Source organism: Micromonospora parva (genome assembly GCF_040649675.1).
Lineage (GTDB): Bacteria > Actinomycetota > Actinomycetes > Mycobacteriales > Micromonosporaceae > Micromonospora > Micromonospora parva.
The window spans coordinates 399053-422151 of the sequence record NZ_JBEZFX010000003.1 but is presented as its reverse complement, the minus strand read 5'-3'; the positions used below and the strand labels follow the sequence as shown (position 1 = coordinate 422151).

At 72.6% G+C, this 23099-nt stretch carries 24 protein-coding genes; 17 read left to right on the top strand and 7 right to left on the bottom strand.

Annotated features, from left to right (window positions below; genetic code table 11):
- Position 1: 1 nt before the first annotated feature.
- From AB0C03_RS10485 to AB0C03_RS10470, 4 genes are all read left to right on the top strand, one after another.
- A complete protein-coding gene (locus AB0C03_RS10485; RefSeq protein WP_357636009.1) occupies positions 2 to 775 on the top strand; it encodes a methyltransferase domain-containing protein in 774 nt (257 codons plus the stop codon).
- Positions 776 to 817: 42 nt separating this feature from the next.
- Entirely contained in the window at positions 818 to 1984 is a 1167-nt protein-coding gene (locus AB0C03_RS10480) for an acyl-CoA dehydrogenase family protein (protein WP_210864859.1), read from the top strand.
- Positions 1985 to 2078: 94 nt separating this feature from the next.
- Entirely contained in the window at positions 2079 to 3128 is a 1050-nt protein-coding gene (locus AB0C03_RS10475) for a type III polyketide synthase (RefSeq protein ID WP_357636006.1), read from the top strand.
- Between the two features lie 24 nt (positions 3129 to 3152).
- Positions 3153 to 3797, top strand: coding sequence for a hypothetical protein (locus AB0C03_RS10470; RefSeq protein ID WP_357636003.1), 645 nt, complete (start codon positions 3153 to 3155; stop codon positions 3795 to 3797).
- 9 nt (positions 3798 to 3806) lie between these two features.
- Here AB0C03_RS10470 and AB0C03_RS10465 read toward each other — a convergent pair whose 3' ends face one another.
- Complete coding sequence (locus AB0C03_RS10465; RefSeq protein WP_357636000.1) at positions 3807 to 4499, bottom strand: hypothetical protein; 693 nt, start codon at positions 4497 to 4499, stop codon at positions 3807 to 3809.
- 328 nt (positions 4500 to 4827) lie between these two features.
- Here AB0C03_RS10465 and AB0C03_RS10460 point away from each other — a divergent pair, with 328 nt between their 5' ends.
- The 4 genes from AB0C03_RS10460 to AB0C03_RS10445 are packed head-to-tail and all read left to right on the top strand — an operon-like array spanning position 4828 to position 7603.
- A complete protein-coding gene (locus AB0C03_RS10460; protein WP_007073334.1) occupies positions 4828 to 5313 on the top strand; it encodes a CarD family transcriptional regulator in 486 nt (161 codons plus the stop codon).
- Between the two features lie 56 nt (positions 5314 to 5369).
- Positions 5370 to 6065, top strand: a complete 696-nt coding sequence (gene ispD / locus AB0C03_RS10455; protein ID WP_357635997.1) for a 2-C-methyl-D-erythritol 4-phosphate cytidylyltransferase — start codon at positions 5370 to 5372, stop codon at positions 6063 to 6065.
- Between the two features lie 13 nt (positions 6066 to 6078).
- Positions 6079 to 6564 (top strand): 2-C-methyl-D-erythritol 2,4-cyclodiphosphate synthase, encoded by a 486-nt coding sequence (gene ispF / locus AB0C03_RS10450; protein ID WP_030327898.1) that lies wholly within the window; start codon positions 6079 to 6081, stop codon positions 6562 to 6564.
- 10 nt (positions 6565 to 6574) lie between these two features.
- Entirely contained in the window at positions 6575 to 7603 is a 1029-nt protein-coding gene (locus AB0C03_RS10445; RefSeq protein ID WP_210863200.1) for a tetratricopeptide repeat protein, read from the top strand.
- Here the strand turns inward: AB0C03_RS10445 and AB0C03_RS10440 are convergent.
- Entirely contained in the window at positions 7600 to 8766 is a 1167-nt protein-coding gene (locus AB0C03_RS10440; protein WP_030327894.1) for a homogentisate 1,2-dioxygenase, read from the bottom strand. The two genes, AB0C03_RS10445 and AB0C03_RS10440, sit on opposite strands and share 4 nt — an antisense overlap.
- Positions 8767 to 8860: 94 nt before the next feature.
- Between AB0C03_RS10440 and AB0C03_RS10435 the strand changes: the two genes are divergently transcribed.
- The 6 genes from AB0C03_RS10435 (at position 8861) to AB0C03_RS10410 (ending at position 13721) form a co-directional block, all read left to right on the top strand.
- Entirely contained in the window at positions 8861 to 9730 is an 870-nt protein-coding gene (locus AB0C03_RS10435; protein WP_357635992.1) for a hypothetical protein, read from the top strand.
- The gene (gene fahA, locus AB0C03_RS10430) at positions 9727 to 10923 is read left to right on the top strand and encodes a fumarylacetoacetase (RefSeq protein ID WP_357635989.1); all 1197 of its coding nucleotides are present in this window, start codon (positions 9727 to 9729) and stop codon (positions 10921 to 10923) included. The genes AB0C03_RS10435 and fahA overlap by 4 nt, the downstream gene beginning before the upstream one ends.
- 174 nt (positions 10924 to 11097) lie before the next feature.
- Positions 11098 to 11307, top strand: coding sequence for a DUF397 domain-containing protein (locus tag AB0C03_RS10425; protein ID WP_030327888.1), 210 nt, complete (start codon positions 11098 to 11100; stop codon positions 11305 to 11307).
- A 144-nt stretch (positions 11308 to 11451) separates the two neighbouring features.
- Positions 11452 to 11934, top strand: a complete 483-nt coding sequence (locus AB0C03_RS10420; protein WP_357635986.1) for an SRPBCC family protein — start codon at positions 11452 to 11454, stop codon at positions 11932 to 11934.
- A 79-nt stretch (positions 11935 to 12013) separates the two neighbouring features.
- Entirely contained in the window at positions 12014 to 13270 is a 1257-nt protein-coding gene (locus AB0C03_RS10415) for an outer membrane protein assembly factor BamB family protein (protein WP_210857935.1), read from the top strand.
- Between the two features lie 100 nt (positions 13271 to 13370).
- A complete protein-coding gene (locus AB0C03_RS10410; RefSeq protein ID WP_357635983.1) occupies positions 13371 to 13721 on the top strand; it encodes an LPXTG cell wall anchor domain-containing protein in 351 nt (116 codons plus the stop codon).
- 91 nt (positions 13722 to 13812) lie between these two features.
- Here AB0C03_RS10410 and AB0C03_RS10405 read toward each other — a convergent pair whose 3' ends face one another.
- The 5 genes from AB0C03_RS10405 to hppD all read right to left on the bottom strand — a co-directional run bounded on the left by AB0C03_RS10405 (position 13813) and on the right by hppD (position 19078).
- A complete protein-coding gene (locus AB0C03_RS10405; RefSeq protein ID WP_357635980.1) occupies positions 13813 to 14736 on the bottom strand; it encodes a hypothetical protein in 924 nt (307 codons plus the stop codon).
- Positions 14737 to 14863: 127 nt separating this feature from the next.
- The gene (locus AB0C03_RS10400) at positions 14864 to 15418 is read right to left on the bottom strand and encodes a hypothetical protein (RefSeq protein ID WP_245233491.1); all 555 of its coding nucleotides are present in this window, start codon (positions 15416 to 15418) and stop codon (positions 14864 to 14866) included.
- Between the two features lie 136 nt (positions 15419 to 15554).
- The gene (gene hisC / locus AB0C03_RS10395; RefSeq protein WP_357635976.1) at positions 15555 to 16658 is read right to left on the bottom strand and encodes a histidinol-phosphate transaminase; all 1104 of its coding nucleotides are present in this window, start codon (positions 16656 to 16658) and stop codon (positions 15555 to 15557) included.
- Positions 16655 to 17680 (bottom strand): RDD family protein, encoded by a 1026-nt coding sequence (locus AB0C03_RS10390; protein ID WP_357635973.1) that lies wholly within the window; start codon positions 17678 to 17680, stop codon positions 16655 to 16657. Before AB0C03_RS10390 ends, hisC begins: the two co-directional genes overlap by 4 nt.
- A 192-nt stretch (positions 17681 to 17872) precedes the next feature.
- On the bottom strand, positions 17873 to 19078 hold the full coding sequence (hppD, locus tag AB0C03_RS10385) for a 4-hydroxyphenylpyruvate dioxygenase (RefSeq protein ID WP_357635970.1): 1206 nt from the start codon (positions 19076 to 19078) through the stop codon (positions 17873 to 17875).
- A gap of 139 nt (positions 19079 to 19217) precedes the next feature.
- Between hppD and AB0C03_RS10380 the strand changes: the two genes are divergently transcribed.
- The 3 genes from AB0C03_RS10380 (at position 19218) to AB0C03_RS10370 (ending at position 23033) form a co-directional block, all read left to right on the top strand.
- Positions 19218 to 19721: an Lrp/AsnC family transcriptional regulator gene (locus AB0C03_RS10380; protein WP_357635967.1), complete on the top strand. Its 504-nt coding sequence runs from the start codon at positions 19218 to 19220 to the stop codon at positions 19719 to 19721.
- Between the two features lie 70 nt (positions 19722 to 19791).
- Positions 19792 to 21240: an outer membrane protein assembly factor BamB family protein gene (locus tag AB0C03_RS10375; protein WP_387220349.1), complete on the top strand. Its 1449-nt coding sequence runs from the start codon at positions 19792 to 19794 to the stop codon at positions 21238 to 21240.
- A gap of 125 nt (positions 21241 to 21365) precedes the next feature.
- Entirely contained in the window at positions 21366 to 23033 is a 1668-nt protein-coding gene (locus AB0C03_RS10370) for a fumarate hydratase (protein ID WP_030327871.1), read from the top strand.
- Positions 23034 to 23099: the final 66 nt, after the last annotated feature.

Below are 23099 nucleotides of genomic sequence, written 5' to 3'. Positions count from 1 at the left end.
CATGCGAGACGTGGCTGCGGCCGGGGCGTCCACCGGGCCGAGGGTGCTGCCGCGAAACGATCCGCGTCAGTACGACGATCTGGCCGGTGAGTGGTGGCGGCCCGACGGCGCGTTCGCGATGCTGCACTGGTTGGCGGAGGCGCGTGCGGCGCTGGTGCCGCCGGCCACCCGTGCGGGCGCGGTGCTCGTCGATCTGGGTTGCGGTGCCGGCCTGCTCGCGCCGCACCTGGCCGGCAGGGGCTACCGCCACGTCGGGGTGGATCTGACCCGCTCGGCCCTCGTCCAGGCGGCCGAGCACGGGGTCAGCGTGATCCACGGTGACGCCACCGCCGTTCCGCTGCCCGACGGCTGCGCCGACGTGGTCTCCGCCGGCGAGTTGCTGGAGCACGTGCCGGACTGGCCGCGGGCGGTGGCCGAGGCGTGCCGGCTGTTGCGCCCGGGTGGCGTGCTGGTGCTGGACACCCTGAACGACACGGCGCTGGCCCGGCTCGTCGCGGTCCGGATCGCCGAGCGGCTGCCGACGGTGCCGCGTGGCATTCACGATCCTCGGTTGTTCGTGGACGCCCGGGCGCTGGTCGCCGAGTGCGCCCGACACGGTGTCGACCTGCGGTTGCGCGGCATCCGGCCGCAGGTCGGCGGGGTGCTCGCCTGGCTGTTGCGCCGCGCCCGCGCGGCCGGAACGCCCGGTACGGTGCCCGCCGGTCGGGCGCCGCGCATCGTGCCGACCCGCTCCACCGCCGTGCTCTACCAGGGCCGGGGGGTCCGCAAAGGATAGTCAGGCCGTGGCGGGGGTATGGAACGCCAAGGAGGGGACGAGATGACGGTGCACGCGCTTGAGGCAGCTCGCCGGTTGGCACCACGGTTCGCCGCGCGCGCGGCCGAGCACGACCGGGACGGTTCCTTCCCTGTGGACGACTTCGCCGACCTGCGCGAGGCTGGCCTGTTCGGGCTGATGGTGCCCCGGGCGCTCGGCGGCCTGGGCGCCACCTTCGCCGAGTACGCCGCGGTGGCCACTGAGCTTGCCCGGGGCAACGGTGCGACCGCCCTGGTGTTCAACATGCACGCCTCGGTGACCGGTGCGCTCGGTGCGGTCACCGAGGAGTTGGCCGAGGCGCTGGGCGTACCGGACGAGGCGCTGGCCGCCCGCGACCGGCTGCTCAGCGCGGCGGCGCAGGGCTCCTGGTACGCGGTCGCGATGAGCGAGCGGGGCGCGGGCGCGCGGTTGTCCCAGCTGAGCACCTCGTACACGCCGATCGACGGGGGCTGGCAGCTCAAGGGCAGCAAGACTTTCTGCTCCGGCGCCGGGCACGCGGACGGCTACCTGGTGGCGGCACGCAGCGCTGCGGACCAGTCGGTGGTGTCCCAGTTCCTGGTGCCGGCCGGTGACGGGCTGACAGTGGAGCCGACCTGGGATTCGCTCGGCATGCGCGCCACCTCCTCCCACGACCTGCACCTGGACGTCAGCGTGCCCGCCGACCGGCTGCTCGGTGGGGTGGAAGGGCTGGCGCTGGTGGTCGCCCAACTGATGCCGCACTGGCTGGTGGCCAGCTACGCGGCGGTCTACGTGGGGGTGGCCCGCGCGGCGATCGACGCGGCGGCCGAGCACCTCAACGCCCGCAATCTGGCCGGTCTGCCGGCGGTGCGGGCCCGGCTGGGTCGGGCGGACGCGGCGACGGCCGCCGCGCAGCTGGTGGTGGCGGAGGCGGCCCGCCGGGTGGACGAGGCGCCCGGTGACGAGGAGACCAACCGGTGGGTGTGGCGGGCGAAGCTGCTGGCCGGCACCACAGCCGCCGAGGTGGCGGCGTCGGTGTTGGAGGCGGCGGGCACCTCGGCGACCCGCCGTGGTCATCCGCTGGAGCGGCTCTACCGCGATGCCCGTTGCGGGTCACTGCACCCGGCCACGTCGGATGTCTGCGCCGACTGGCTCGGCATCGCCGCACTGGGTGGCGACCCGGATCGTGACGGATCGGCACCACGTTGGTGAGCCCGCGCCACCGGGCTCGTACGGGAGAACGACCAGCCGGGGTGGCTGGTGGGACGGCCAGGGGGAGGACAGCATCTGACGAGAGGTGGGGATCGTGTCCGTACCAGTGATCGCGGGGCTCGGGACAGCACAGCCGCCGTCCGCTTCGCAGGACGAGTTGTGGGAGGGCTTCTTCTCCCGGCACTTCTCCGGCACCACCCGGTCGTTGGCGCAGCGAATTTTCGCCAACTCGGGGGTGACCCGGCGGCAGGCTGCGGTGAACCCGCTGCTGGAGGACGTTTCGGACTGGCCGACCGAGCGCCGGATGCGCCGCTACCAGGTGGAGGCGCTGCCGTTGGGCAAGGAGGCGGTGGGCCGCGCGTTGACAGCCGCCGGGCTGGGCGCCGGTGACATCGGGCTGTTCATCGTCTGCTCCTGCACCGGGTACGCCACTCCGGGGCTGGACATCCTGCTCGCCCGGGACCTGGGCATGGCCGCGGACACCCAGCGGATGGTCATCGGCCACATGGGTTGTTACGCGGCACTGCCGGGTCTCGGCGCGGCGAGTGACTTCGTCACCGCCCGGGGGCGTCCGGCGCTGCTGCTCTGCGCGGAGCTGACCAGCCTGCACATCCAGCCGTCCAGCGCCCGGGTGGACACCCAGCAGATCGTCTCCCACGCGCTCTTCTCGGACGCCGCGGTCGCCGCCGTGGTCGTGCCGGGCGGCCCGGGGTACGCGGTGCGCGAGGTCACCGCCGTCACCGACACCTCGACCGCCGATCACATGACCTGGGACGTCACCGACGCGGGGTTCCGGATGGGGCTGTCGCCGAAGGTGCCGCAGGTGCTGTCCAGGCACGTCCGTGGGCTCGTCGACGAGCTGTTGGCCCGGCACGGCGTCACCAGCTCCGAGGTGGACGGTTGGGCGGTGCACCCGGGCGGGCCGCGGATCCTCAACGTGGTCGAGCGGGAGCTGGCGCTGCCCCCGCTGGGGCTGGCGGCGTCCCGGGCGACGCTCGACGAGCACGGCAACTGCTCGTCGCCGACGGTGCTGCTGATCCTGGACCGGTTGGGCCGGGCGACACCGGCGGCCCGGCGCATCGTCATGCTGGCCTTCGGCCCCGGCCTCACCCTGTACGCCGCCCTTCTCGATCGACAGGACTGAACCTCCGACCGGTACGCTCGTGCCGTGGATGCGACCTTGGGCGATCGGCTGCGTTCGGTGGTGCTGTTCGGCGCCGCGGCGGCCGTCCTGGTCGTCGGTGGCTGGTGGTGGCACGCTGCCGAACCGTCGTCGACGGCCGGGGCGGCTGCCACTCCCTCGGCGGCGCCGAGGGCCGAGCAGAGCGTCAGCACCCCGTTGGAGCGGGCCATGGCGGGGGCGGAGCCCGACGAGCGGGTGACGGTGCGGCTGGACCCGGACAGCGGCGAGATTACCCGGGGGCGGAACGGCGCGTGGGCGGTGCTCGACCCGGCAACGGGCTCGCCCACCGAGACCGAGGGCGGCCCCGCAGTGCTCTCCCCTGCTGGTGAACTGCCACAGTTCCACGAGACGATCTGGCGGGAGGAGCGGGAGCTGGCTCCTGGTCAGGAAGTGACCCGGCAGGCCGGCAACGGCGCCGACCGCTACCTGCTCCAGTACCGGTGCACCCGGCTCGGCACGATGGTCGTGACGAGCGCCGGGGCCAGGATCGCCGGCGAGTCGCGCATCGACTGCGACGGCACGATCGCCACTGCCGAGGTGCTGTCCGAAAACGGGTCGTTCCTGGTGTCGCTGTCGGCCGTCGACCGGCCCATAGACATCGAGGTGCGGCTCGTCGCGCTGCCCCGCTAGATCCGGCGCTCAGGCGGTGAGGGCGCTCAGGTCGCTCCGGTAGGACTCGACGGTGCCCAGGTCGGGCAGGACCCGGGTCACTGTGCCGGCCCTGTCGACAAGCAGGGCGGTGGCGGTGCCGGGCCGGGCCGGTTGACCCAGGAACGAGCGCAGCCCGCCGGCCGGGTCGGCCAGGACGTGCGCCTGCCGCTGGGTGGTCGGCCCGGCCGGGGCGCTGCGCCCTGCGGTGACGGTGACCACGGAGACGTCGGCGGGTGCTGCTGCCAGGGCCTCGCTGACCCGGTCCGGGCAGGGGCAGCCGTCCAACAGGATGATCATGGCGGGTAGCAGGCCGCGCAGTGGCACTGGTGCGTCCTGGGCGTCGACCAGGTCCAGTGCGGGCAGCGCCTGCCCGGTCAGGCTGGCCGGTGGTGAGTAGGGGGTCGGGCTCGGGCGCTCGGTGCCGCGGTTGGCCCGGGGCCAGGTGACCACCAGCAGGCCGGCCAGCGTGGTGACGACCGCCACCAGCAGGACCAGCAGCGGCAGCCCCAGAGCCCGGTGACCGCCGGGGAGGCCGCTGGCCCGACGGAGCTCACGGCGGACCTGGGCCGCCTCGGCGGCCAGCGCGGAGGCGTCGTCCGGGACCACCACCCGGCCCCATTCGGGAGGCAGGCCGGGCAGGCCGTCGGCTGGCCCGTTACCTTCTGCGTCCGGCTTGCCCATCGGACCTCCTGGAAGCGTCTCGAGAGCTGAGTGCGGCTCGGTCTCCAGGGTCGCGCACCGGGGGCTCCTCCCGCTACATCTGGGCGCGGTCCGGCTGGCCGGGCTACCATGGGAGGAGCGCATAGCCCTTGATCTCGACGTTCTGTTCACCCGTACCGGGCAGTCATTTGCGCGTTACGGAGCGTGTTCGAACCATCGGTTTGACCGCCTGTCAAGCTGAAGCAAGACCTCTCACAGGGCCCCTGAGCTGCGCCAACGGTCAGGACATCGGTGAGACATCGGTGCCTGAGCGTGTTACCCTAGACACAGCGAAAGGGGTTTCGAACCTATGGTTTTCAGTGTCGGCGAGACCGTTGTTTACCCCCACCACGGGGCCGCACTCATCGAGGCAATCGAGACTCGGGTCATCAAGGGCGAGCCTAAGCAATACCTCGTCCTGAGGGTCGCGCAGGGTGACCTGACGGTCCGGGTGCCGGCCGAGAACGCCGAGATCGTGGGCGTCCGTGAGGTGGTCGGCGAAGAGGGCCTCGGGAAGGTCTTCGACGTTCTGCGGGCTCCGCACACCGAGGAGCCGACCAACTGGTCGCGGCGTTACAAGGCCAATCTGGAAAAGCTGGCTTCCGGCAACCCGCTGAAGGTCGCCGAGGTCGTGCGTGACCTGTGGCGCCGGGAGCGGGAGCGGGGCCTCTCTGCGGGCGAGAAGCGGATGCTCGCCAAGGCCCGCGACATTCTCGTCGGCGAGGTCGCGCTGGCTGAGAAGAGCACCAAGGATGAGGCGGAGACGCTGCTCGACAAGGTCCTCACCGAGGCCTAGTCCGCACAGCATCGTCGTACCCACTTCGTAGTGAAGAAACCACCGAGGACCGCGACGTGACCGCGCAGCTCAATCCGCGCGGTGACGTCGCGGTCCTCGTGCCCGCGGCGGGTGCCGGCGTACGGCTCGGCCCCGGCCGACCCAAGGCGCTGCGCCTGCTCGCCGGTGAGCCGCTGTTGGTGCACGCCGTACGTCGACTGGCTGCCGCGCCCTCCGTGCACACCATCGTGGTGGCCGCGCCGACCGCCGAGGTGCAGGCCGTCCGCGAGCTGTTGGCCCCGGTCGCGCCGGTGATCGTGGTGCCCGGAGGGGCGGAACGGCAGGCATCGGTCGCCGCCGCGCTGGCCGCCGTGCCGGCCGGCCCGACGATCGTCCTGGTGCACGATGCCGCCAGGGCGCTCACCCCGCCCGAGCTCGTCGAATCCGTCGCGGCGGCGGTCCGGAGCGGGCGTGACGCGGTGATCCCGGTCCTGCCGGTCGTCGACACCATCAAGGAGGTAGGCGCCGGCGAGGTGGTGCTCGGCACCGTCGACAGATCCGCCCTGCGCGCGGTGCAGACCCCGCAGGGTTTCCGCCGGGCCGTGCTCAGCGCCGCGCACGCCGCCGCCGGTGACTCCCTCACCGACGACGCCGGGCTGGTCGAGAAGCAGGGTGTCGAGGTGAGCTGCGTGCCCGGCTCGGAGTACGCAGTGAAAATCACCCGACCGTTCGACCTGGCTCTGGCGGAGCATCTGCTTGCCACGACCGGTTGACGCGTACCCTCTGATCATGATCGTTCCTCGGGTGGCCATCGGGACCGACGTGCACGCGTTCGAGCCGGGCCGGCCGTGCTGGGTGGCCGGGCTGCTCTGGCCCGACCAGGACGGCCTCGCCGGGCACTCGGACGCCGACGTGGTCGCGCACGCCGCCTGCAACGCGCTGCTCTCCGCCGCCGGTCTCGGTGATCTCGGTTCCGCCTTCGGGGTTGACCAGCCGGAGTGGGCCGGCGCGTCCGGGGTGGCGCTGCTGACCGAGACGGCCCGCCGGGTGCGGGCCGTCGGCCTGGAGATCGGCAACGTGTCGGTGCAGGTCATCGGCAACCGTCCCAAGATCGGCCGGCGTCGCGCGGAGGCGCAGGAGGTCCTCTCCGCCGCGGTCGGCGCCCCGGTCACCGTCTCGGCGGCGACCACCGACGGACTCGGCTTCGCCGGTCGTGAGGAAGGGCTGGCCGGGATCGCGGTGGCCCTGGTGTACGACGCTCCGGCCGCCTAGGCTCGCCGCGATGTCCAGCGACCCCGCCCCCGACCAGTCCGCCGCCGACGGCTACGTCCAGCGGGCTCAACTCCTCGCCGAGCTCGGCCGCTACGACGAGGCGGCGGGGGAGTTGGCCTACGGGTTGGCCCTCCAGCCGGATGACGTGGACGCGCTCACCGTGCTGGCCCGGGTGCACCTGGCCGCCGACCGCCCGGCTGAGGCGCTCACCGCCGCCGACACGGCAGTGGCCGTCGCGGCGGAGGCGGTGCCACCGCTGGTCGCCAGGGGGATGGCGCTTTCCGATCTGGAGCGCTACGCGGAGGCGGCGGCCACCGCCGACCGGATCCTCGCCCTCGGCCCGGCAGACGCGTACGCCCAGCGGAGCGCGGCGGCGATCCTGGCTGGCGCCCGCAACGGTCAGCCGGCGCTGAACGCGGCCTGGCGTGGTGTCGAGTTGGCCCCACAGGAGCCGCAGGCGCACCTGGTGCTCAGCCTGGTCGCCGCCCGGTTGGACCTGTTCGACCTGGCGGAGCGGGCCTACCGGGAGGCGCTGCGGCTCGACCCGCGGATCGCCGAGGCCGGCCACGACGTGGGGGTCATGCGACTGGAGCAGCGCCGCTGGTCGGAGGCGTTGGCGCACATCGCCGAGGCGGTGACGGTCAGCCCGAGCCGGATCGACTCGCCACGGACCCTCACGTACGGGCTGCACCGTCTGGTGCTCTACGGCGCGGGCTGGTCGCTGGTCGCGGCGGTGCTTGTCGCGTTCGCGGCGTCGGCGGGCGACGGGTTCTCCCGCATCCTGGCGGTGCTCGCCGCGCTGACCGGGGGCATCGTCGTCTGGCAGCTCGGTGCCCGGCTGCCGGGGCTGACCCGGAGCGTCCTGCCCGCTCTGCTGCGCGCGGACCGCACGATGGCCCTGGCGATCTACGCCGTGGCCGCCGCGCCGCTGCTGCTGCTGGTGTACGCCATGGTCGGCTCACCGTGGCCCCTGGTGCTGGCCATCGCCGTCACAGCGGTTGCCGAGTTCGCCGTCTTCACCCGAACCGCCGTCCGCTAGGCGCGACGCGCCCACGTCCAGGCGTACCCCTCGTCCTCACAGGCGCTGGCGGCGTCGCAGAGATCCAGCGGGCGGAAGGTGTCGACCATGACGGCCAACTCGTCGAAGTAGTCCGCGCCGATGGAACGCTCGGCGGCACCCGGCTGGGGGCCGTGGGTGAAACCGGACGGGTGCAGCGAGATCGAGCCCTGCTCGATGCCGGAGCCGCGCCGTGCCTCGTAGTTGCCCCCGGTGTAGAAGAGCATCTCGTCGGAGTCGACGTTGTGGTGGTTGTACGGCACCGGGATCGACTGTGGGTGGTAGTCGACCTTGCGGGGCACGAACGAGCAGATGACGAAGTTGGGCCCCTGGAAGGTCTGGTGCACCGGTGGGGGCTGGTGGATGCGGCCGGTGATCGGCTCGAAGTCGTGGATGGAGAACGCCCACGGGTAGAGGTGCCCGTCCCAGCCGACCACGTCGAACGGGTGGTTGGCGTAGACGTAGCGGGTCCAACCGCGCCGGTGCCGGACGAGCACCTCGACCTCTTCGTCGTCGACGAGCAGCGGGGCGTCGGGGCCCCGGACGTCCCGCTCGCAGTACGGCGAGTGCTCCAGGAACTGGCCGCGTACGGAGAGGTAGCGCTTGGGCGGGCCGATGTGCCCGGACGCCTCGACGGCGAGCAGCCGGACGGGCTGGTCGCCGGTGGGCACCAGCCGGTGGATGGTCGAGGTGGGGATGACGACGTAGTCGCCGGCGACCGCGTCCAGCACCCCGAACGGGGACTCGACCCGCAGCGTGCCGGCCTCGACGTAGAGGCAGTGGTCGCCGGTGGCGTCGCGGAACAGCGGTGAGGGCCGGTCGGCGAGGACGTACCCGATCCGGACGTCGTCGTTGGCGAGCAGGTACTGCCGGCCGAGGATGGGGTCGGAGCCGCCGGTGTCCAGTTTGTGGGTGCGCAGGTGGCGGGGTTTGAGCGGCAGGTTCGGTGCCCGGGTGAACGTGGGCGGGGTGAACTCGTCGGCGGCCAGGATCGCGGTGGGCGCGTGCCGGTGGTAGAGCAGCGACGAGTCGGAGGAGAAGCCCTCCTGGCCCATCAGCTCCTCGGCGTAGAGGCTGCCGTCGGGCTGCCGGAACTGGGTGTGGCGCTTGCGCGGCACCTCGCCGACGCTGCGGTAATACGGCATCTCGCCTCCCGAGGGGTTCCGTCCACCGGCCGAAGGCGTCCGATAATCGGACGCTGTTGTCCGTTCCTCGTAGCGTCCCGTACATTCTTGTTCCGTGTCAACGCAGGTGCCCGCACTCCTGACCGGCCTGGTGGACGACGCCGCCGTCTTCCCTCCGGGCAGCGCCACGCTGCCCGACGCCCTGGCCGCCCACCGCCAGCACCGCGCCGCCTGGTACGCCGACCTGGTCGGACCGCTGCTGGTCCCCGCCTCGACGGTGGCGGCCGGCGAGCTGAGCGGGCTCGTCGACCCGGGCGAGGGCCTGGGGGTCGGCGTCATCGGTGACACCGGGATCGGGAACCTGCCGTTCGCGCTGTCGTTCCTCGCCCCGGACGGCGTCACCGCGCGTCAGGTCGAGGTGGCGGTCGCCAAGCGCGGCGAGGACCCCCTGCCCGGCATCGCCGAGCTGCTGCGGCTGACCGGCGAGCTGGCCGGTGTGGAAGCCATCTACGCCGAACTGCCGCTGACCTTCGGTCTGATGGGCGCGCTGGACGCGCTCGTCGCCGCGCGGGCCGACGGGGTGCCTGTCGCGGCCAAGTTCCGCACCGGTGGCCTGGCCGCCGAACTCTTCCCGACGCCGACCGAGCTGGCCACGGTGATCTGCGCCTGCCGGGACCGGGACCTGCCGTTCAAGCTCACCGCCGGCCTGCACCAGGCGATCCGGCACCTGGACCCGGAGACCGGGTTCACCCACCACGGCTACGCGAACGTGCTGGCCGCGACACTGGCCGCCGCCGACGGTGACGGGGTGCGCTCGGTCGCCGAGCTGTTGACCGTTGTCGACCCGCGGCCCCTGGTGGAGCGCGCGACGGCATGGCTGGACGCGCCCCGCCCGCTGTGGGTGGGCTTCGGCTCGTGCAGCATCCTGGAACCACTGACCGATCTGATCCGGCTGGGGCTGGTGAACGGGGGCTACGACGCATGACCTGGGTGACCGGCGCCGACGGTTCGCCGTACGGGGTGACGAACCTGCCGTACGGGGTGTTCCGACAGAACGGCGGTCCGGCGCGGATCGGCGTACGGATCGGGTCCTGGGTCCTCGACCTCGCCGCTGCGGAGGCCGCCGAGCTGGTGCTGGCCGCCGGCGCGCTGTGCCGGCCCGTGCTCAACGACTTCATGGCGCTCGGACGTCCGCAGTGGACGGCGGTACGCCAGCGGATCACCGAGCTGCTGACCGACCCGGCGCACCGGGCCGCCGTGGAGCCGCTGCTGGTGCCCCTCGACGACGTGGAGCTGCTGCTCCCCATCGAGGTGGCCGACTACGTCGACTTCTACTCCTCCGAGCACCACGCCGCGAACGTCGGGCAGATCTTCCGCCCCGGCCAGCCGCCGCTGCTGCCGAACTGGAAGCACCTGCCGATCGGCTACCACGGTCGGGCCGGCACCGTTGTCGTCTCCGGCACGCCGGTGACCCGGCCGACCGGGCAGCGGGCCTCCGCCGACGGCCCGGTCACCGGCCCGTCGGTACGCCTCGACATCGAGGCCGAGGTCGGCTTCGTGGTGGGCGTACCCAGCGCGTTGGGCGATCGGGTTTCCGTGGACGACTTCGCCGAGCACGTCTTCGGGGTGGTGCTGGTCAACGACTGGTCCGCCCGGGACATCCAGGCGTGGGAGTACCAACCCCTCGGCCCGTTCCTCGGCAAGTCGTTCGCCACCTCGGTCTCGGCCTGGGTGACGCCGTTGGACGCGCTCGGCGACGCCTTCGTGCCCGCTCCCGACCAGGACCCGCCGGTCGTCGACTACCTGCGGGACGTGCCGCACCTGGGCCTGGACCTCCGACTGGCTGTCGAGTGGAACGGCGAGCGGGTCAGCGAGCCACCGTTCGCCACCATGTACTGGACCCCCGCACAGCAGTTGGCGCACCTCACCGTCAACGGGGCTTCGCTGCGCACCGGTGACCTGTACGCCTCCGGCACCGTCTCCGGGCCCGAGCGGGGACAGGTCGGGTCCTTCCTGGAACTGACCTGGGGTGGGGCCGAGCCGGTCACTGTGGGCGGCGAGAGCCGCACCTTCCTCGACGACGGTGACACGGTGACCATCACGGCCACCGCCCCCGGCCCGGACGGCACCACCATCGCCCTCGGTGAGGTATCCGGCACGGTTCGTCCGGCCCGCTGAGCGGGCACCCGCCATCCGTCTCGTGCACGGGACCCGTGATCGCACCGGCTGTGCGATCACCGGCCCTTGTTGACCCGTTGATCGTCCGGATTCCGTTGCCACACCGCGCAATCCGAGCCGGGCTCCACCCGGCCGCCAGCGGTGGGCATCCCGACGCAAACGGAGGTAACGACGATGCACGATCTTGCGGGCGCGGTCTGGCGTACCAGTAGCCGCTCCAACGACCAGGGGCTCTGCGTGGAAGTGGCGGACAACCTGGTCGATGTCCATGGTCTGGTCGGGGTCCGCGACTCCAAGGATCAGGCCGGCCCCACACTCGCGGTCAGCCCGCCGGGGTGGACAGCGTTCATCGGCGCGATTCGGGCCGGTCGCTTCGAGCGCTGACCGGCGCTTCGGCACCGGTCGACGACGACCGGTGCCGAAGCGACCGCCCAATCGGACAGCATCGCCCCCGGGAGGTGGAAATTCCGTCCCGGGGGCCCCGTCCGGCCCTCACTCCGCGTACCGTCGGGGACACGGGAGGGTGGCATGTCGACGGTGGCGATTACCGGGATCATCGAGGCCGACACTGTCGACGTCTGGCGTCTGCTGACCGACCTGCCCGGCCGCGCCGCGCGGCTGACCGCCGCCGGCCCGATCGAGGTGCTCACCCCCGGCCCGTTCGGTCCGGGCACCTCCTGGCGTGAGGAGCGCGTCCAGCCGGGCGGCGGCACGCTCACCGAGGAGTTCCTGGTGGTGGAGGCGCTCGCCCCGCAGCGACTGGTGCTCTGCTCCTCCGGCGCCGGCGCCGACTATCGCATCACCTGGGGCCTGCGGCCGGTCCGTCGCCGCAGCCGGGGCTGCACAGCGATCACCGTCACCCAGGAGGCGGTGCCGACCGCTCCGTACGGTCGGGTGGTGGCGCTGCTGCTCGGCGGCCTGGCCGCCCGGGCGGTGGAGGCGGCACTCTGGCGTGATCTCGCCGATCTGGCCGTCGCGGCCGGTGCCACCGGCACTGTCGAAGCCGCCTGAACGCCAACCAGCCGCCCCGCCACGACCTGACCGGGGTCCGGCCGCCTCCGCTGGGTAGGGTGCCGGGCGGAGGTGCGGCATGAGGTTCCCGAGAGGCCGGCGACGGCTCGTGATCGCGGTCGCGGCGCTGCTCGCGACGGCGGCGGTCGCGGTCATCGTCCACCGGGTCCTCGCGCCGGCAGAGGTGAGCACCGTGGCGCGGGGCGACTACCCGGCCCCGGCCCGACCGGCTGCCGGAGTGATCGGTCGGTTGCCGGTCGCCCCGTTGATCGTCGACGGGAGACTGCGGGTGTACGCCGCACACCGCCAGGTCTACGCCGACCGACCGGTCGACGGACGGTACCGGACCAGCCCCTACTGGTCGTACCGGCGGTGGCCGGCAGAGCTGAGCGGGGTGGTGGCCAGCGGCAGCACGGTGGTCAGCCGCTGGTCCGACGGGCAACTCGTCGCACTCGACGCCCGCACCGGCGGGGTGCTCTGGCGAGCCGACGGCCCGGAGCCCGCCGAGAGCGCGGCACTGGTGCGGCGTACCGGGGCGGCGACCGTCTGGGATGCGCCGGGGCTCCAGCTGACCGACCTCCCCGACGGGCGGACCGTGCTGGTGGTGACCGGGGACGCCCAGGCGCGCGGGGTCGAGCTGAGCGGCGGTCGGGAGCTGTGGCGGGTCAAGCTGCCCGGCAGTTGCCGCAGCGACGTCGGCACCACCGCCGCCGGGCAGCTGATCGGTCTGGACACCTGCGCCGGGGCGGCGACTGTCGAGTTCCGGGACGCGGCGACGGGAGCGGTACGGGAGCGTTGGCGACCGCCGAACGGCCCGGACGCGTTGGTGGTGACGCCGCTCGGTTGCCGTACCGGCTGGTCGGACTGTCTGGGGCTGCGGACCGCCGGGCCGGGTGACGAGGGTGGTCGGGGTTGGCTGGTGGACGCCGGCCGGCCGGTCGCCGCCCCCGCGCTGGACCCGGCCGGTGCGGTGCTGGTCGGTGAGCAGTCGGTCGCCGTACTCGACGGGGTGGTGGTGGGTCGATCGGCGCGTACGGGCAGCGAGCTGTGGCGGTCCGCGGGCCTGGGGGTGGCCCGGGTGTTGGCCGCGCAGCCGGGCCGGGTGCACCTGCTGACCGAGGCGAACGAGTTGGTGACTGTGGACCCGGTGACCGGTAGGCAGTTGTCGCGCTTCGTGCTCAACGTCGGCTCGGACGGCACCGGCTGGGCGCCCGGTGCGGTGACGGCCGAGGACGGGTTCGTCGCGGTCGAGCGGCTCCGTAAGCCGGTCGACCCCGACGGCGACGACCGGCGTTACTACTACACCGGCGAGGCGGTGATCCTGGCCGCCACCTGATGGTGGCGTCTTCGACCGCGGAATCGTGAACCGTTCTACCTCTTTGTCCGAAAAGGGTATGTTTTTCACGGTTCGGATTTCCGGTGGAAGGGGTCGGCGCATGGCCAGGACAGCAGCCAACTACCTCGTGGGCGGCGCGCTCGCCGCCGCCGCGAGCCTGACGCTGGCGGTGTCGCCGGTGCTGGCCGCGGAACCCGCCTCGGTACCCGGGTTCAGCGTCGCGCGGCCCGAGCCGTCCGGAGGTACCGGCGTCACCTTCGAGATCCTGCCGGCGTCGCCGACCCCGCAGCCGCCACCCACGTCCACGCCGACGGCACCACCGCAACCCTCGCCCAGTCACGGCGAGCTGCCGGTCACGGGATCGGGCGGGTCGGCGCTGCCGCTCGCCGTGCTGGGCGCGGCCCTGATCGTCATCGGTTGGTTCGCCGCCCGCCGCCGCCGACCGAGCTGACCGGCCGGGCTGACGGGCCTGGCCGGCGGCGGCCGGGCTGACGGCCTCGGCGAGGGGCGGGTTTCGGCGAAGGGCGGGCTGTGGTGCGGGGTCAACGACCGGCCGGGACGCGCTCCCTCGGCTCGCTGCTGGCTGGCCGATCGGACCGGCGCGAGCGGCGGACCAGCACTGCGAGGCCGACAACCAGCAGCAGCCCCGCGCCGGCCGCCGCCACCGTCCACCCGGAAACGATCCGGGAGACGACGCTGCCCTGCTTTCCGACCTGACCGGGGTCGGGGAAGGTGATCTGCGCGGTGACGCCGCGCTTCACCAGACCGCTCTCCAGGTTCACCTCCGCCTTCCAGGGGCCGTTCGGCAGCGCGGCCGGGAACCGGGCGATGACCTGCCCGGACGCGCCCGGCGCCAGCGTGACGCCCTGCCCGACCGGAAACGGGCCGGCCCGGCTGCCCGCCGGGCCGTCGGCCAGGGCGACCGCGCCGGTCAGGTCGATGGCACGGCCTCCGGTGTTGGTGACCTGGACGGTCAACGATGGTTCGCCGGCGGGGCTGCGGGCCGGGCGCACCTCGCCGATCGAGAAGTCGGAGGCGGGTTCGCCGCCGGGCCCGACGTCGAGGTACATCCGGACGCCGACCCGGTGGACCTGACTGATCTCGCCGCCGGCTCGGGGGGTCGAGGTGGTGGACGCCCAGATCACCCCGTACCGCTCGCCCCGGGAGGCAGCCGGCGGCACCGTGACGGTCGCGCGGACCCGGGTCTCGCCCCGCGGTCCCAGCTGGACGGAGCGCTCGTCGAGGGTGACCCAGGAGGTCAGCTCGTTCTCGGCGCGGCCCTCGCCGAAGCGGAACGCCGCACCCTCCACTGTCGCGGCCGCCGGGTACACGTCGACCCGACGGGTCTGGTCGGTGCGGTTGACGATCAGCAGTTGCCGCTTGATGGTGGTCCCCGGCGGTAGGTGGTCGACGATGTAGCGCAGCGCCCGGGGGTCGGCGCGGCGCTCGGTCGGGGCTTCCAGCAACCGGATCCCGATGGTGCCGTCGTCCGAACCCGCATCCGGTTCGACCGCGCCGGCCCGGGTCGACAGACCCGGACCGGCGAGGCAGAACAGGGCGAGCGCGACCGCGATGGTCGACCGCCCCCGGCGGCTACGCCACGGAATGTGTCACCGTGCCCGTGTAGACGCCCGCGATGCTGTCCAGCGGGACGTTGACCACCAGGGTGGGGTTCCAGCTGGCGGTGTTGCCGCCGGTGCCGCCGCTGTGGGTGAACGCGGTGAGCAGGGTGACGCTGTCCAGCGGTGCGGCGTCGCCGGCGGTGGTCTGCCCGGGGGTGAAGGTGCCGTCACCGGTGGTCGCCGTCGCCGGGCCGGACCAGTAGTCGATCTCGGCCGGCAGGACCGTCTCGGGCGGCGAGCCGCCGCCGGTCTGGAAGACCGTCGAGGTCACCGAGGCGACCCAGGAGGCGTCGGCGGCGCCTCGGGAGTCGTCGACGGTCACGGTGCCGAGCTGCCCGGTGATGGTGCCACCGGGGGCACCAGTACCAAGGTCGGCGGTGGTCGGCGCGACGATGTCGAGGGTGCCGGCGAGCACCTCGAACGTGGTGGCGGTGGTGTCGTCGGGCGCGGCGGCGGCCGGAGCGGCGAGGAAGCCGACCATCGCCGCGGCGGCCGCGCCGGCCAGACAGATCTTGGCAGTACGCACGTGTTTTACCCCGTTCTCGAAGTGAGTCGACGCGATCCTCGGCGCGTCGACTACTTCGGAAGATAGGGCAAAAAATGGAGCAAACCGGACAAACCGTCCATCCGTCATTAATTGGTCACAGATGGCCGGTCGGTCCTCAGGTCAGCGCCGTCTCCGCAGCGGCCAGGAATGCGTCGTTCTCCGCCGGGGTGCCGATGGTGACCCGGACGCCGTCCCCGGCGAACGGCCGCACGATCACCCCGCGCGACTCGCACGCCTTGCCGAACGCCACGGCACGCTCGCCCAACGGCAGCCAGACGAAGTTGGCCTGGCTCGTCGGCGCCTCGGGCACGAACTTGCGCAGCGCCTCGGTGACCCGGTCCCGCTCGGCGACGACCAGGGCGCAGCGGCGCTCCATCTCCGTCGCCTGGGCCAGCGCGGCCAGCGCCCCGGCCTGGGCCGCCGTGCTGCTGGAGAACGGGGTCGCCACCTTGCGGATGGCGGCGGCCACCACCGGCTGGGCCACCAGCCAGCCCATTCGCAGCCCGGCGAGCCCCCACGCCTTCGACAGGGTGCGCAGCACCGCCACGTTGGGCCGGTCCAGGTAGTCGAGACCGTCCGGCACCTCCGGGTCGGTGACGAACTCCCGGTACGCCTCGTCGATCACCACCAGCACGTCGTCCGGCACCCCGTTGAGGAACCGGTCCAACTCGGCCCGGCGCACCGCCGTACCCGTGGGGTTGTTCGGGTTGCAGACGAAGATCACCCTGGTTCGGTCGGTCACCGCCGCGGCCATCGCCGCCAGGTCGTGCCCGTGCCCGGCGTCGTTGGGCACCCGCACGCTGGTCGCGCCGCTGGTCGCCACGATGATCGGGTACGCCTCGAAGGACCGCCACGAGTAGAGCACCTCGTCACCCGGCAGGCAGGTGGCCCGCACCAGGTGCTCGGCGAGCGCCACCGAGCCGCAGCCGGTGGCGATCCGGTCGGCGTCGACGCCGTACCGCTCGGCCAATGCGTCCCGCAGCGCGACAACGCCCATGTCCGGGTAGCGGTGCGACGTGGTGATCGCCTCGGTGACCGCCTCCACCACGCCGGGCAGCGGGCCGTACGGCACCTCGTTGCTGGCCAACTTGATGGCCTCCGGCAGGCCCAACTCGCGGGCCAGGTCGGCAGGACTGCGCCCCGGCACGTAGTTGGGCAGCGCGTCCAGGTCGGCGCGGGTCAGCCGCAGTGCCGGCTGGTGACGTCCGGAGTCGGTCATGGGGTGTCTCCCGGGGGCTGGTTGCGGTCGTTCGAGGGGGCGGAATCGGGCCGGTTGGGGACTTCGACGACCACCGTCTGCGCGCGCTTGTCGTGCAGCGCCATGCGCAGCGGGTGGTCGAAGAGGGGGGAGAGGGCGTCGACCAGTTGCAGCACCAGGCCCAGCCCGGCGCAGTACCAGAGCAGCGTCGGCAGGCCCAGCGTGCTCCACCGGCTCAACGCCCGGCGGAAGCCCAGCGGCTGGTCGGCGGCGATCGGCACCGCCCGGATCCGCATCATCCGCTTGCCGACGGTCTGCCCACCGGCGGCCATGGCGGGCACCTCGTACGCCAGCCAGAGCGCGGTGGCGATCAGCAGGATCGCCACCAGGAGGGAGTTGGACTGCTCACTGGGGAGCGGAAGGCCCTCGGCGGAGGTGTCGCCGCGCGCCGCGCGCCGGAAGACCTCCTGCCAGTACGGTGCCCACTCCTGCGCCCAGCGCCAGACGAACCAGCCGTTGACGACCACGTTCAGGGCGAAGACGAGGCCGAAGTCGATCACCCGGGCGGCGAGCCGACGGCCGTAGCCGGCCAGCCGGTGGCCGTGCGGTCGTGGCTCGGGCGGCCGTCCGGGCCAGCCAGGATGACCGGCCTGTGGTCCCCATCCGGGTGGGCCGGCCTGCGGTCCCCATCCGGGTGGGCCGGCCTGGGGTCCCCAACCCGGGCCGTGCCCCGGCTGCGGGCCGTACCCGGGGGGTGGGCCCTGCTGTGGGCCGTACCCGGGGCGTGGGCCCTGCTGCGGGCCGTACCCGGGGGGTGGGCCCTGCTGCGGCGGCCAGCCCGGCGCGGCGGTCGCCGCGTCGCGGGTTGCCGACGTCGCGGGCTCGGCCGGGGCGACCGGCGCGGGTGGTGGCTCGGGTGGCGGCGGGCCGTCCGGCGGGGTCGCGTCGACGGGGATGGGCGCGCCGAGCCAACCCTCGCCGTCCCAGTAACGCCGGGTCTCGGTGTCGGCGGGGTCGACGTACCAACCAGGTTGAACGCTCACGCGGCCGTTCCGCTTCGCTCACTCACGAGGACACCTTAACGACGACCGTCCCGGCGAACTCGTCATGGACGTGTCGCGGGGCGTACCCCGAAGGGTGTGGTCCGGGCAGCGGCGCGACGCCGCCGGTGGTGGGTCGGGGCCCACCGACCGGCGGCGTCGGGTACGACGGAGGTTGCGTCACGGTCGCAAGTGTTACAGGTTGCCGCGGGCTTCCTGCTCCCGCTCGATCGCCTGGAACAGCGCCTTGAAGTTGCCCTTGCCGAAGCCGAGCGAGCCGTGCCGCTCGATCAGCTCGAAGAAGACGGTGGGACGGTCCTGCACCGGCTTGGTGAAGATCTGCAGCAGGTAGCCGTCCTCGTCCCGGTCGACCAGGATCTTGCGGGCCTTCAGCTCCTCGATCGGCACCCGCACGTTGCCGATCCGCTCGCGCAGCTCGGGGTCGTCGTAGTACGAGTCCGGGGTGTCCAGGAACTCCACACCGGCGGCGCGCATCGCGTCGACGCTGGCCAGGATGTCGTTGGTGGCGACGGCGATGTGCTGCGCGCCCGGGCCCTGGTAGAACTCCAGGTACTCGTCGATCTGGGACTTCTTGCGGGCGATCGCCGGCTCGTTGAGCGGGAACTTCACCTTGCGGGTGCCGTTCGCCACGACCTTGCTCATCAGCGCCGAGTAGTCGGTGGCGATGTCGTCGCCGATGAACTCCGCCATGTTGGAGAAGCCCATCACCCGCTTGTAGAACTCGACCCACTCGTCCATCCGGCCCAGCTCCACGTTGCCGACCACGTGGTCGACGGCCTGGAAGAAGCGCTTCGGCTGAATGCCGGCGTCGATCATCGGCTGCCGGTCCACGATCGGGCCGCGGGCCACGAAGCCGGGCAGGAACGGGCCGGTGTAGCGGGACCGGTCGACAAGCGTGTGCCGGGTGTCGCCGTACGCGGCGATGGCGGCCATCCGCACGGTGCCGTGCTCGTCGCTCACCTCGTGCGGCTCGGCGACGCTCGCGGCGCCCTGGGCGATGGCGTGCGCGTACGCGGCGTCCACGTCCGGCACCTCCAGCGCGATGTCGCTGACCCCGTCGCTGTGCCGGGCCACGTGTTCGGAGCCGTCGGCGTCCGGGCGTACCGCACCGGTCAGCACGAACCGGGCCGAGCCGCTGGTCAGCACGTACTGGGCGTGGTCCCGGTAGCCCTGCTCGGGACCGCGGTACGCCACGCAGGTCATGCCGAACGCGGTGGAGTAGTAGTGGGCGGCCTGCTTGGCGTTGCCGACCAGGAAGTGCACGTGGTCGAGGCCCCGGACCGGGAACGGGTCGTGGCTGATGTCGTGGTCGACAGCTCCCACGAGCCGGTCGATGTCGACGTCCTCGGTCGACTGGGGTCGGTCGATCGCCTGGGTCATGATGGGCTCCCTCGCGTACCGGCCGGCCTTGTGGGCCGCCGTGGTCGGTTCTTGTGGCGAGGATCGCTGGCCCGGTGTGGGGTGGGCAACTGTTGACAGAAATGCTGGTCAGGTTGCACATTCGGTATGGTCTGAACCCATGAATGGTGAGCAGAATGTACAGCTCGACGCGCTCGACGTGCGCTTGATCGAACTGCTCGCCGAGGAGCCCCGGATCGGGGTGCTGGAGTGCTCCCGGCGGCTCGGGGTGGCCCGGGGCACCGTCCAGGCCCGGCTGGACAAGCTCATCGAGCGGCGGGTCATCGAGGGCTTCGGCCCCGAGATCGCACCGGCCGCGATCGGGTTCGCGGTGACCAGCTTCGTCACCCTGGAGATCAGTCAGCGACACGGCCACGACCCGGTCACCGCCCACCTCGCCGCCATCCCCGAGGTGCTGGAGGCGCACACCATCACCGGCTCCAGCGACCTGCTCTGCCGGATCGTGGCCCGCTCCAACACGGATCTGCAACGGGTCATCGACCAGATCGTCTCGTCCGCCGGGATCACCCGCGCCTCCACGATCATCGCGCTGGCCGAGCAGATTCCCTACCGCACGCTTCCGCTGGTGCGCAGCGCCGTGCGGGCCGACGGAAGGGCGCTGTAACACCTCCCCGCCCAGAAAGCGCGGCGACACGGCGACGCGGGCGTACGGAAGATCCGTGATCGTGGCTACGGTGTGCGGTGTGGCGAAGGGGAGCGTGCGCGGTGGGCTGCTGCTCGGCCTCGCCGTGGTCGTCGCCCTCGCCGCGACCGGCGTGTGGAACCCGTTCCCCGGCCTGTGGGACTGGGTGGACCGCAGCGAACCCATCTCCGAGCCCGACGTGGTCTGGCAGCAACGCGTCGGCGGCACTCCGCGCAGCGTGACCATCGCCGGCGACGCCGTCGTTGTCGAGCAGCGCACCCGGGTCGAGGCCCGCAGCCTGGCCACCGGCGCCCAGCTCTGGGAGCGCAAGGCCGACTGGGCGGCGGTCGCCGGCGGTGACCGTGACCCAGTCGTGGCCGTGGGCAAGCTCCTGGTCAAGGGGTACGAGCTGCTCGACCCGACGACCGGGGTGACCCGGCGACGTGACGACGACGCGGTTGCCGTCTGGACGTACCGCAATCTGCTCCTCGACGCCCGCTGCACCGACGCCACCGACTGCACCCTGAGCGCCTGGGACCCGCGTGGCACCGCGCCGCTGTGGACGGCTTTCCTGCCCGGAGTGCACAGCGGCCTGCTCGCCGACAACCCGGGTCTGCGCGGCACCCGCCGGCTCACCGCCAACCGGATCGACGACGGGGTGGCCGGGGCGGAGGCCGCGCCGCCACTGCTCGGTTTCCCGGTCGACGGTCGGGTCCACGTGGTCGACACCGCCACCGGCCGGGTGTTGCAGAACGTCGAGCCGGCCCGGGACGAGCGGCTCTCCGTGGTGGGCGGTCGGCTGCTGCGGATCGCCGCCCGCTCCCAGGACGGCACCTGTTACTTCGCCATCTCCGCCCGCGACTCGGCCACCGGGCAGGAGGCCTGGCAGCGGGCCGGCGTCAACCTGCGCACCGCCGACTCGGCCGGCTGCGTGCAACGCGAGGACCCGCAGGGCGCGCGGAACGTGCTGATCGGCGTCGCTCCCGACGGCCGCGAGGCGGTCATCGACGGGTACGACGGACGGCTGCTCTGGGTCGGTGAGTCGGGCACCAAGTTGATCGCTGTGGACGATCGCTCCGCGGTGTTCCGGGCCGCCGACAAACGCTCCGTGATCGCCCGTGAGCTGGGCACCGACAAGGTGCTCTGGACACGGCAGGCCAGCGGCAAGGCCGGCGCGGCGCTCACCCCGTACGCGGTGGTGGTGGCCGACGAGAAGCCGTCCCGGCTGGCCGCCCTGGACCCGCGCACCGGCCGGGAGCTGGCCGCCCTGCGCACCTCGGCGAACGCTCTCGCCGTCGGATCACAGGGCATGATCATTGGCGAGGGGCGGGAGATCGGGTACGTCCGCTTCGTCGGCGCGGCCGGCGGCTCGTCCACCCGGCCGCCCGGCGACGGTGGGAATCCCCGGCCGGGCGGCACCGACCCCGGCGGGCCGGACAACGACGACTGCGGGCCGAAGGGCGAACTCTGCCCCGACCCGGGCGGCGGTAAGGACGGCTGAGCGGGCCGTTCGCCCGACGATGCGCACGGCGGCCGGGCCCGGCGCGCCTGCTGGATGAGAGCGGCGTCCCAGGACCCGCCCGGCGGGTGGGAGTGATCGACCGGTCTGCCCTAGGCTTGCCGCTCATGAGCAGTGCCGCCGCATTCTCGTACGCCCCTCTGCTGCCGACCGGCCCGGACCAGACGGACTATCGCCTGGTCACCGACGAGGGCGTGGACGTCGTACACGGCCCGGGAGGCCGCCGGTTCCTCACTGTGGAGCCGGCCGCGCTCACCGCGTTGACCGCCGAGGCGATGCACGACATCGCGCACTTCCTGCGCCCCGCGCACCTGGCGCAACTCCGGGCGATCATCGACGACCCGGCCGCCTCGCCGAACGACCGGTTCGTCGCGCTGGATCTGCTGCGCAACGCCAACATCGCCGCCGGCGGTGTCCTGCCCATGTGCCAGGACACCGGCACCGCCATCGTGATGGGCAAACGCGGCCGGCACGTGCTGACCGACGGCGCCGACGCCGAGGCCATCTCCCGGGGCGTCTACCAGGCGTACACCAAGCTCAACCTGCGCTACTCGCAGCTCGCCCCGCTGACCATGTGGGACGAGCGGAACACCGGCAGCAACCTGCCCGCCCAGGTGGACCTGTACGCCGAGGACCCGGACGGGCACCCCGACGCGTACAAGTTCCTGTTCATGGCCAAGGGCGGTGGCTCGGCCAACAAGTCGTACCTCTACCAGGAGACCAAGGCGCTGCTCAACCCGGTGCGGATGATGCAGTTCCTGGAGGAGAAGCTGCGGCTGATCGGCACCGCCGCCTGCCCGCCGTACCACCTGGCCATCGTCATTGGGGGCACCTCCGCCGAGTACGCGCTGAAGACCGCGAAGTACGCCAGCGCCAAGTACCTCGACGCGCTGCCGACCTCGGGTTCGATGAGCGCGCACGGCTTCCGCGACCTGGAGCTGGAGGCGCAGGTGCTGGAGCTGACCCGCAACTTCGGCATCGGCGCGCAGTTCGGTGGGCGGTACTTCTGCCACGACGTGCGGGTGGTCCGGTTGCCCCGGCACGGCGCGTCCTGCCCGGTGGCGATCGCCGTTTCCTGCTCGGCGGACCGCCAGGCCGTCGCCAAGATCACCCCGTCGGGCGTGTGGCTGGAGCGCCTCGAAACCGACCCGGCCCGGTTCCTGCCCGACGTCACCGACGACTCCCTCGACGGTGAGATGGTCGTCCGGGTCGACCTGAACCGGCCGATGGACGAGATCCGCGCCGAGCTGTCGAAGTACCCGGTCAAGACCCGGCTGTCCCTGTCCGGCCCGCTTGTCGTCGCCCGGGACATCGCCCACGCCAAGATCGCCGAGCGGTTGGACGCCGGTGAGCCGATGCCGCAGTACCTGCGGGACCACGCGGTCTACTACGCCGGCCCCGCGAAGACCCCCGAGGGGTACGCGTCCGGCTCCTTCGGCCCGACCACCGCCGGGCGGATGGACGCCTACGTGGAGAAGTTCCAGGCGGCCGGTGGCTCGCAGGTGATGCTGGCCAAGGGCAACCGGTCGGGTCAGGTGACCCGTTCCTGCCAGCAGCACGGCGGCTTCTACCTCGGCTCGATCGGCGGCCCCGCGGCCCGCCTCGCCCAGGACTGCATCAAGCACGTCGAGGTGCTCGAGTACGCGGAGCTGGGCATGGAGGCGGTCTGGAAGATCGAGGTCGAGGACTTCCCCGCCTTCATCGTGGTCGACGACAAGGGCAACGACTTCTTCGCCGAGGTCACCAAGCCGGTGCTCACCGTCGGCCGCCGCTGACCCGACCGCAACGCGAACGGGTGCCGGGCGAATCCGCCCGGCACCCGTCTGTCGCCCGTGTTCTAC

Coding starts and splice junctions, on each gene's coding strand:
- AB0C03_RS10415 (WP_210857935.1), top strand. CDS start 12,014: ATGAGGTTCCCGAGAGGCCGGCGACGGCTCGTGATCGCGGTCGCGGCG.
- AB0C03_RS10465 (WP_357636000.1), bottom strand. CDS start 4,499: ATGGGCAAGCCGGACGCAGAAGGTAACGGGCCAGCCGACGGCCTGCCC.
- AB0C03_RS10425 (WP_030327888.1), top strand. CDS start 11,098: ATGCACGATCTTGCGGGCGCGGTCTGGCGTACCAGTAGCCGCTCCAAC.
- AB0C03_RS10380 (WP_357635967.1), top strand. CDS start 19,218: ATGAATGGTGAGCAGAATGTACAGCTCGACGCGCTCGACGTGCGCTTG.
- AB0C03_RS10480 (WP_210864859.1), top strand. CDS start 818: ATGACGGTGCACGCGCTTGAGGCAGCTCGCCGGTTGGCACCACGGTTC.
- AB0C03_RS10410 (WP_357635983.1), top strand. CDS start 13,371: ATGGCCAGGACAGCAGCCAACTACCTCGTGGGCGGCGCGCTCGCCGCC.
- fahA (WP_357635989.1), top strand. CDS start 9,727: ATGACCTGGGTGACCGGCGCCGACGGTTCGCCGTACGGGGTGACGAAC.
- AB0C03_RS10445 (WP_210863200.1), top strand. CDS start 6,575: ATGTCCAGCGACCCCGCCCCCGACCAGTCCGCCGCCGACGGCTACGTC.
- AB0C03_RS10420 (WP_357635986.1), top strand. CDS start 11,452: ATGTCGACGGTGGCGATTACCGGGATCATCGAGGCCGACACTGTCGAC.
- AB0C03_RS10370 (WP_030327871.1), top strand. CDS start 21,366: ATGAGCAGTGCCGCCGCATTCTCGTACGCCCCTCTGCTGCCGACCGGC.
- hppD (WP_357635970.1), bottom strand. CDS start 19,078: ATGACCCAGGCGATCGACCGACCCCAGTCGACCGAGGACGTCGACATC.
- AB0C03_RS10460 (WP_007073334.1), top strand. CDS start 4,828: ATGGTTTTCAGTGTCGGCGAGACCGTTGTTTACCCCCACCACGGGGCC.
- AB0C03_RS10440 (WP_030327894.1), bottom strand. CDS start 8,766: ATGCCGTATTACCGCAGCGTCGGCGAGGTGCCGCGCAAGCGCCACACC.
- hisC (WP_357635976.1), bottom strand. CDS start 16,658: ATGACCGACTCCGGACGTCACCAGCCGGCACTGCGGCTGACCCGCGCC.
- AB0C03_RS10485 (WP_357636009.1), top strand. CDS start 2: ATGCGAGACGTGGCTGCGGCCGGGGCGTCCACCGGGCCGAGGGTGCTG.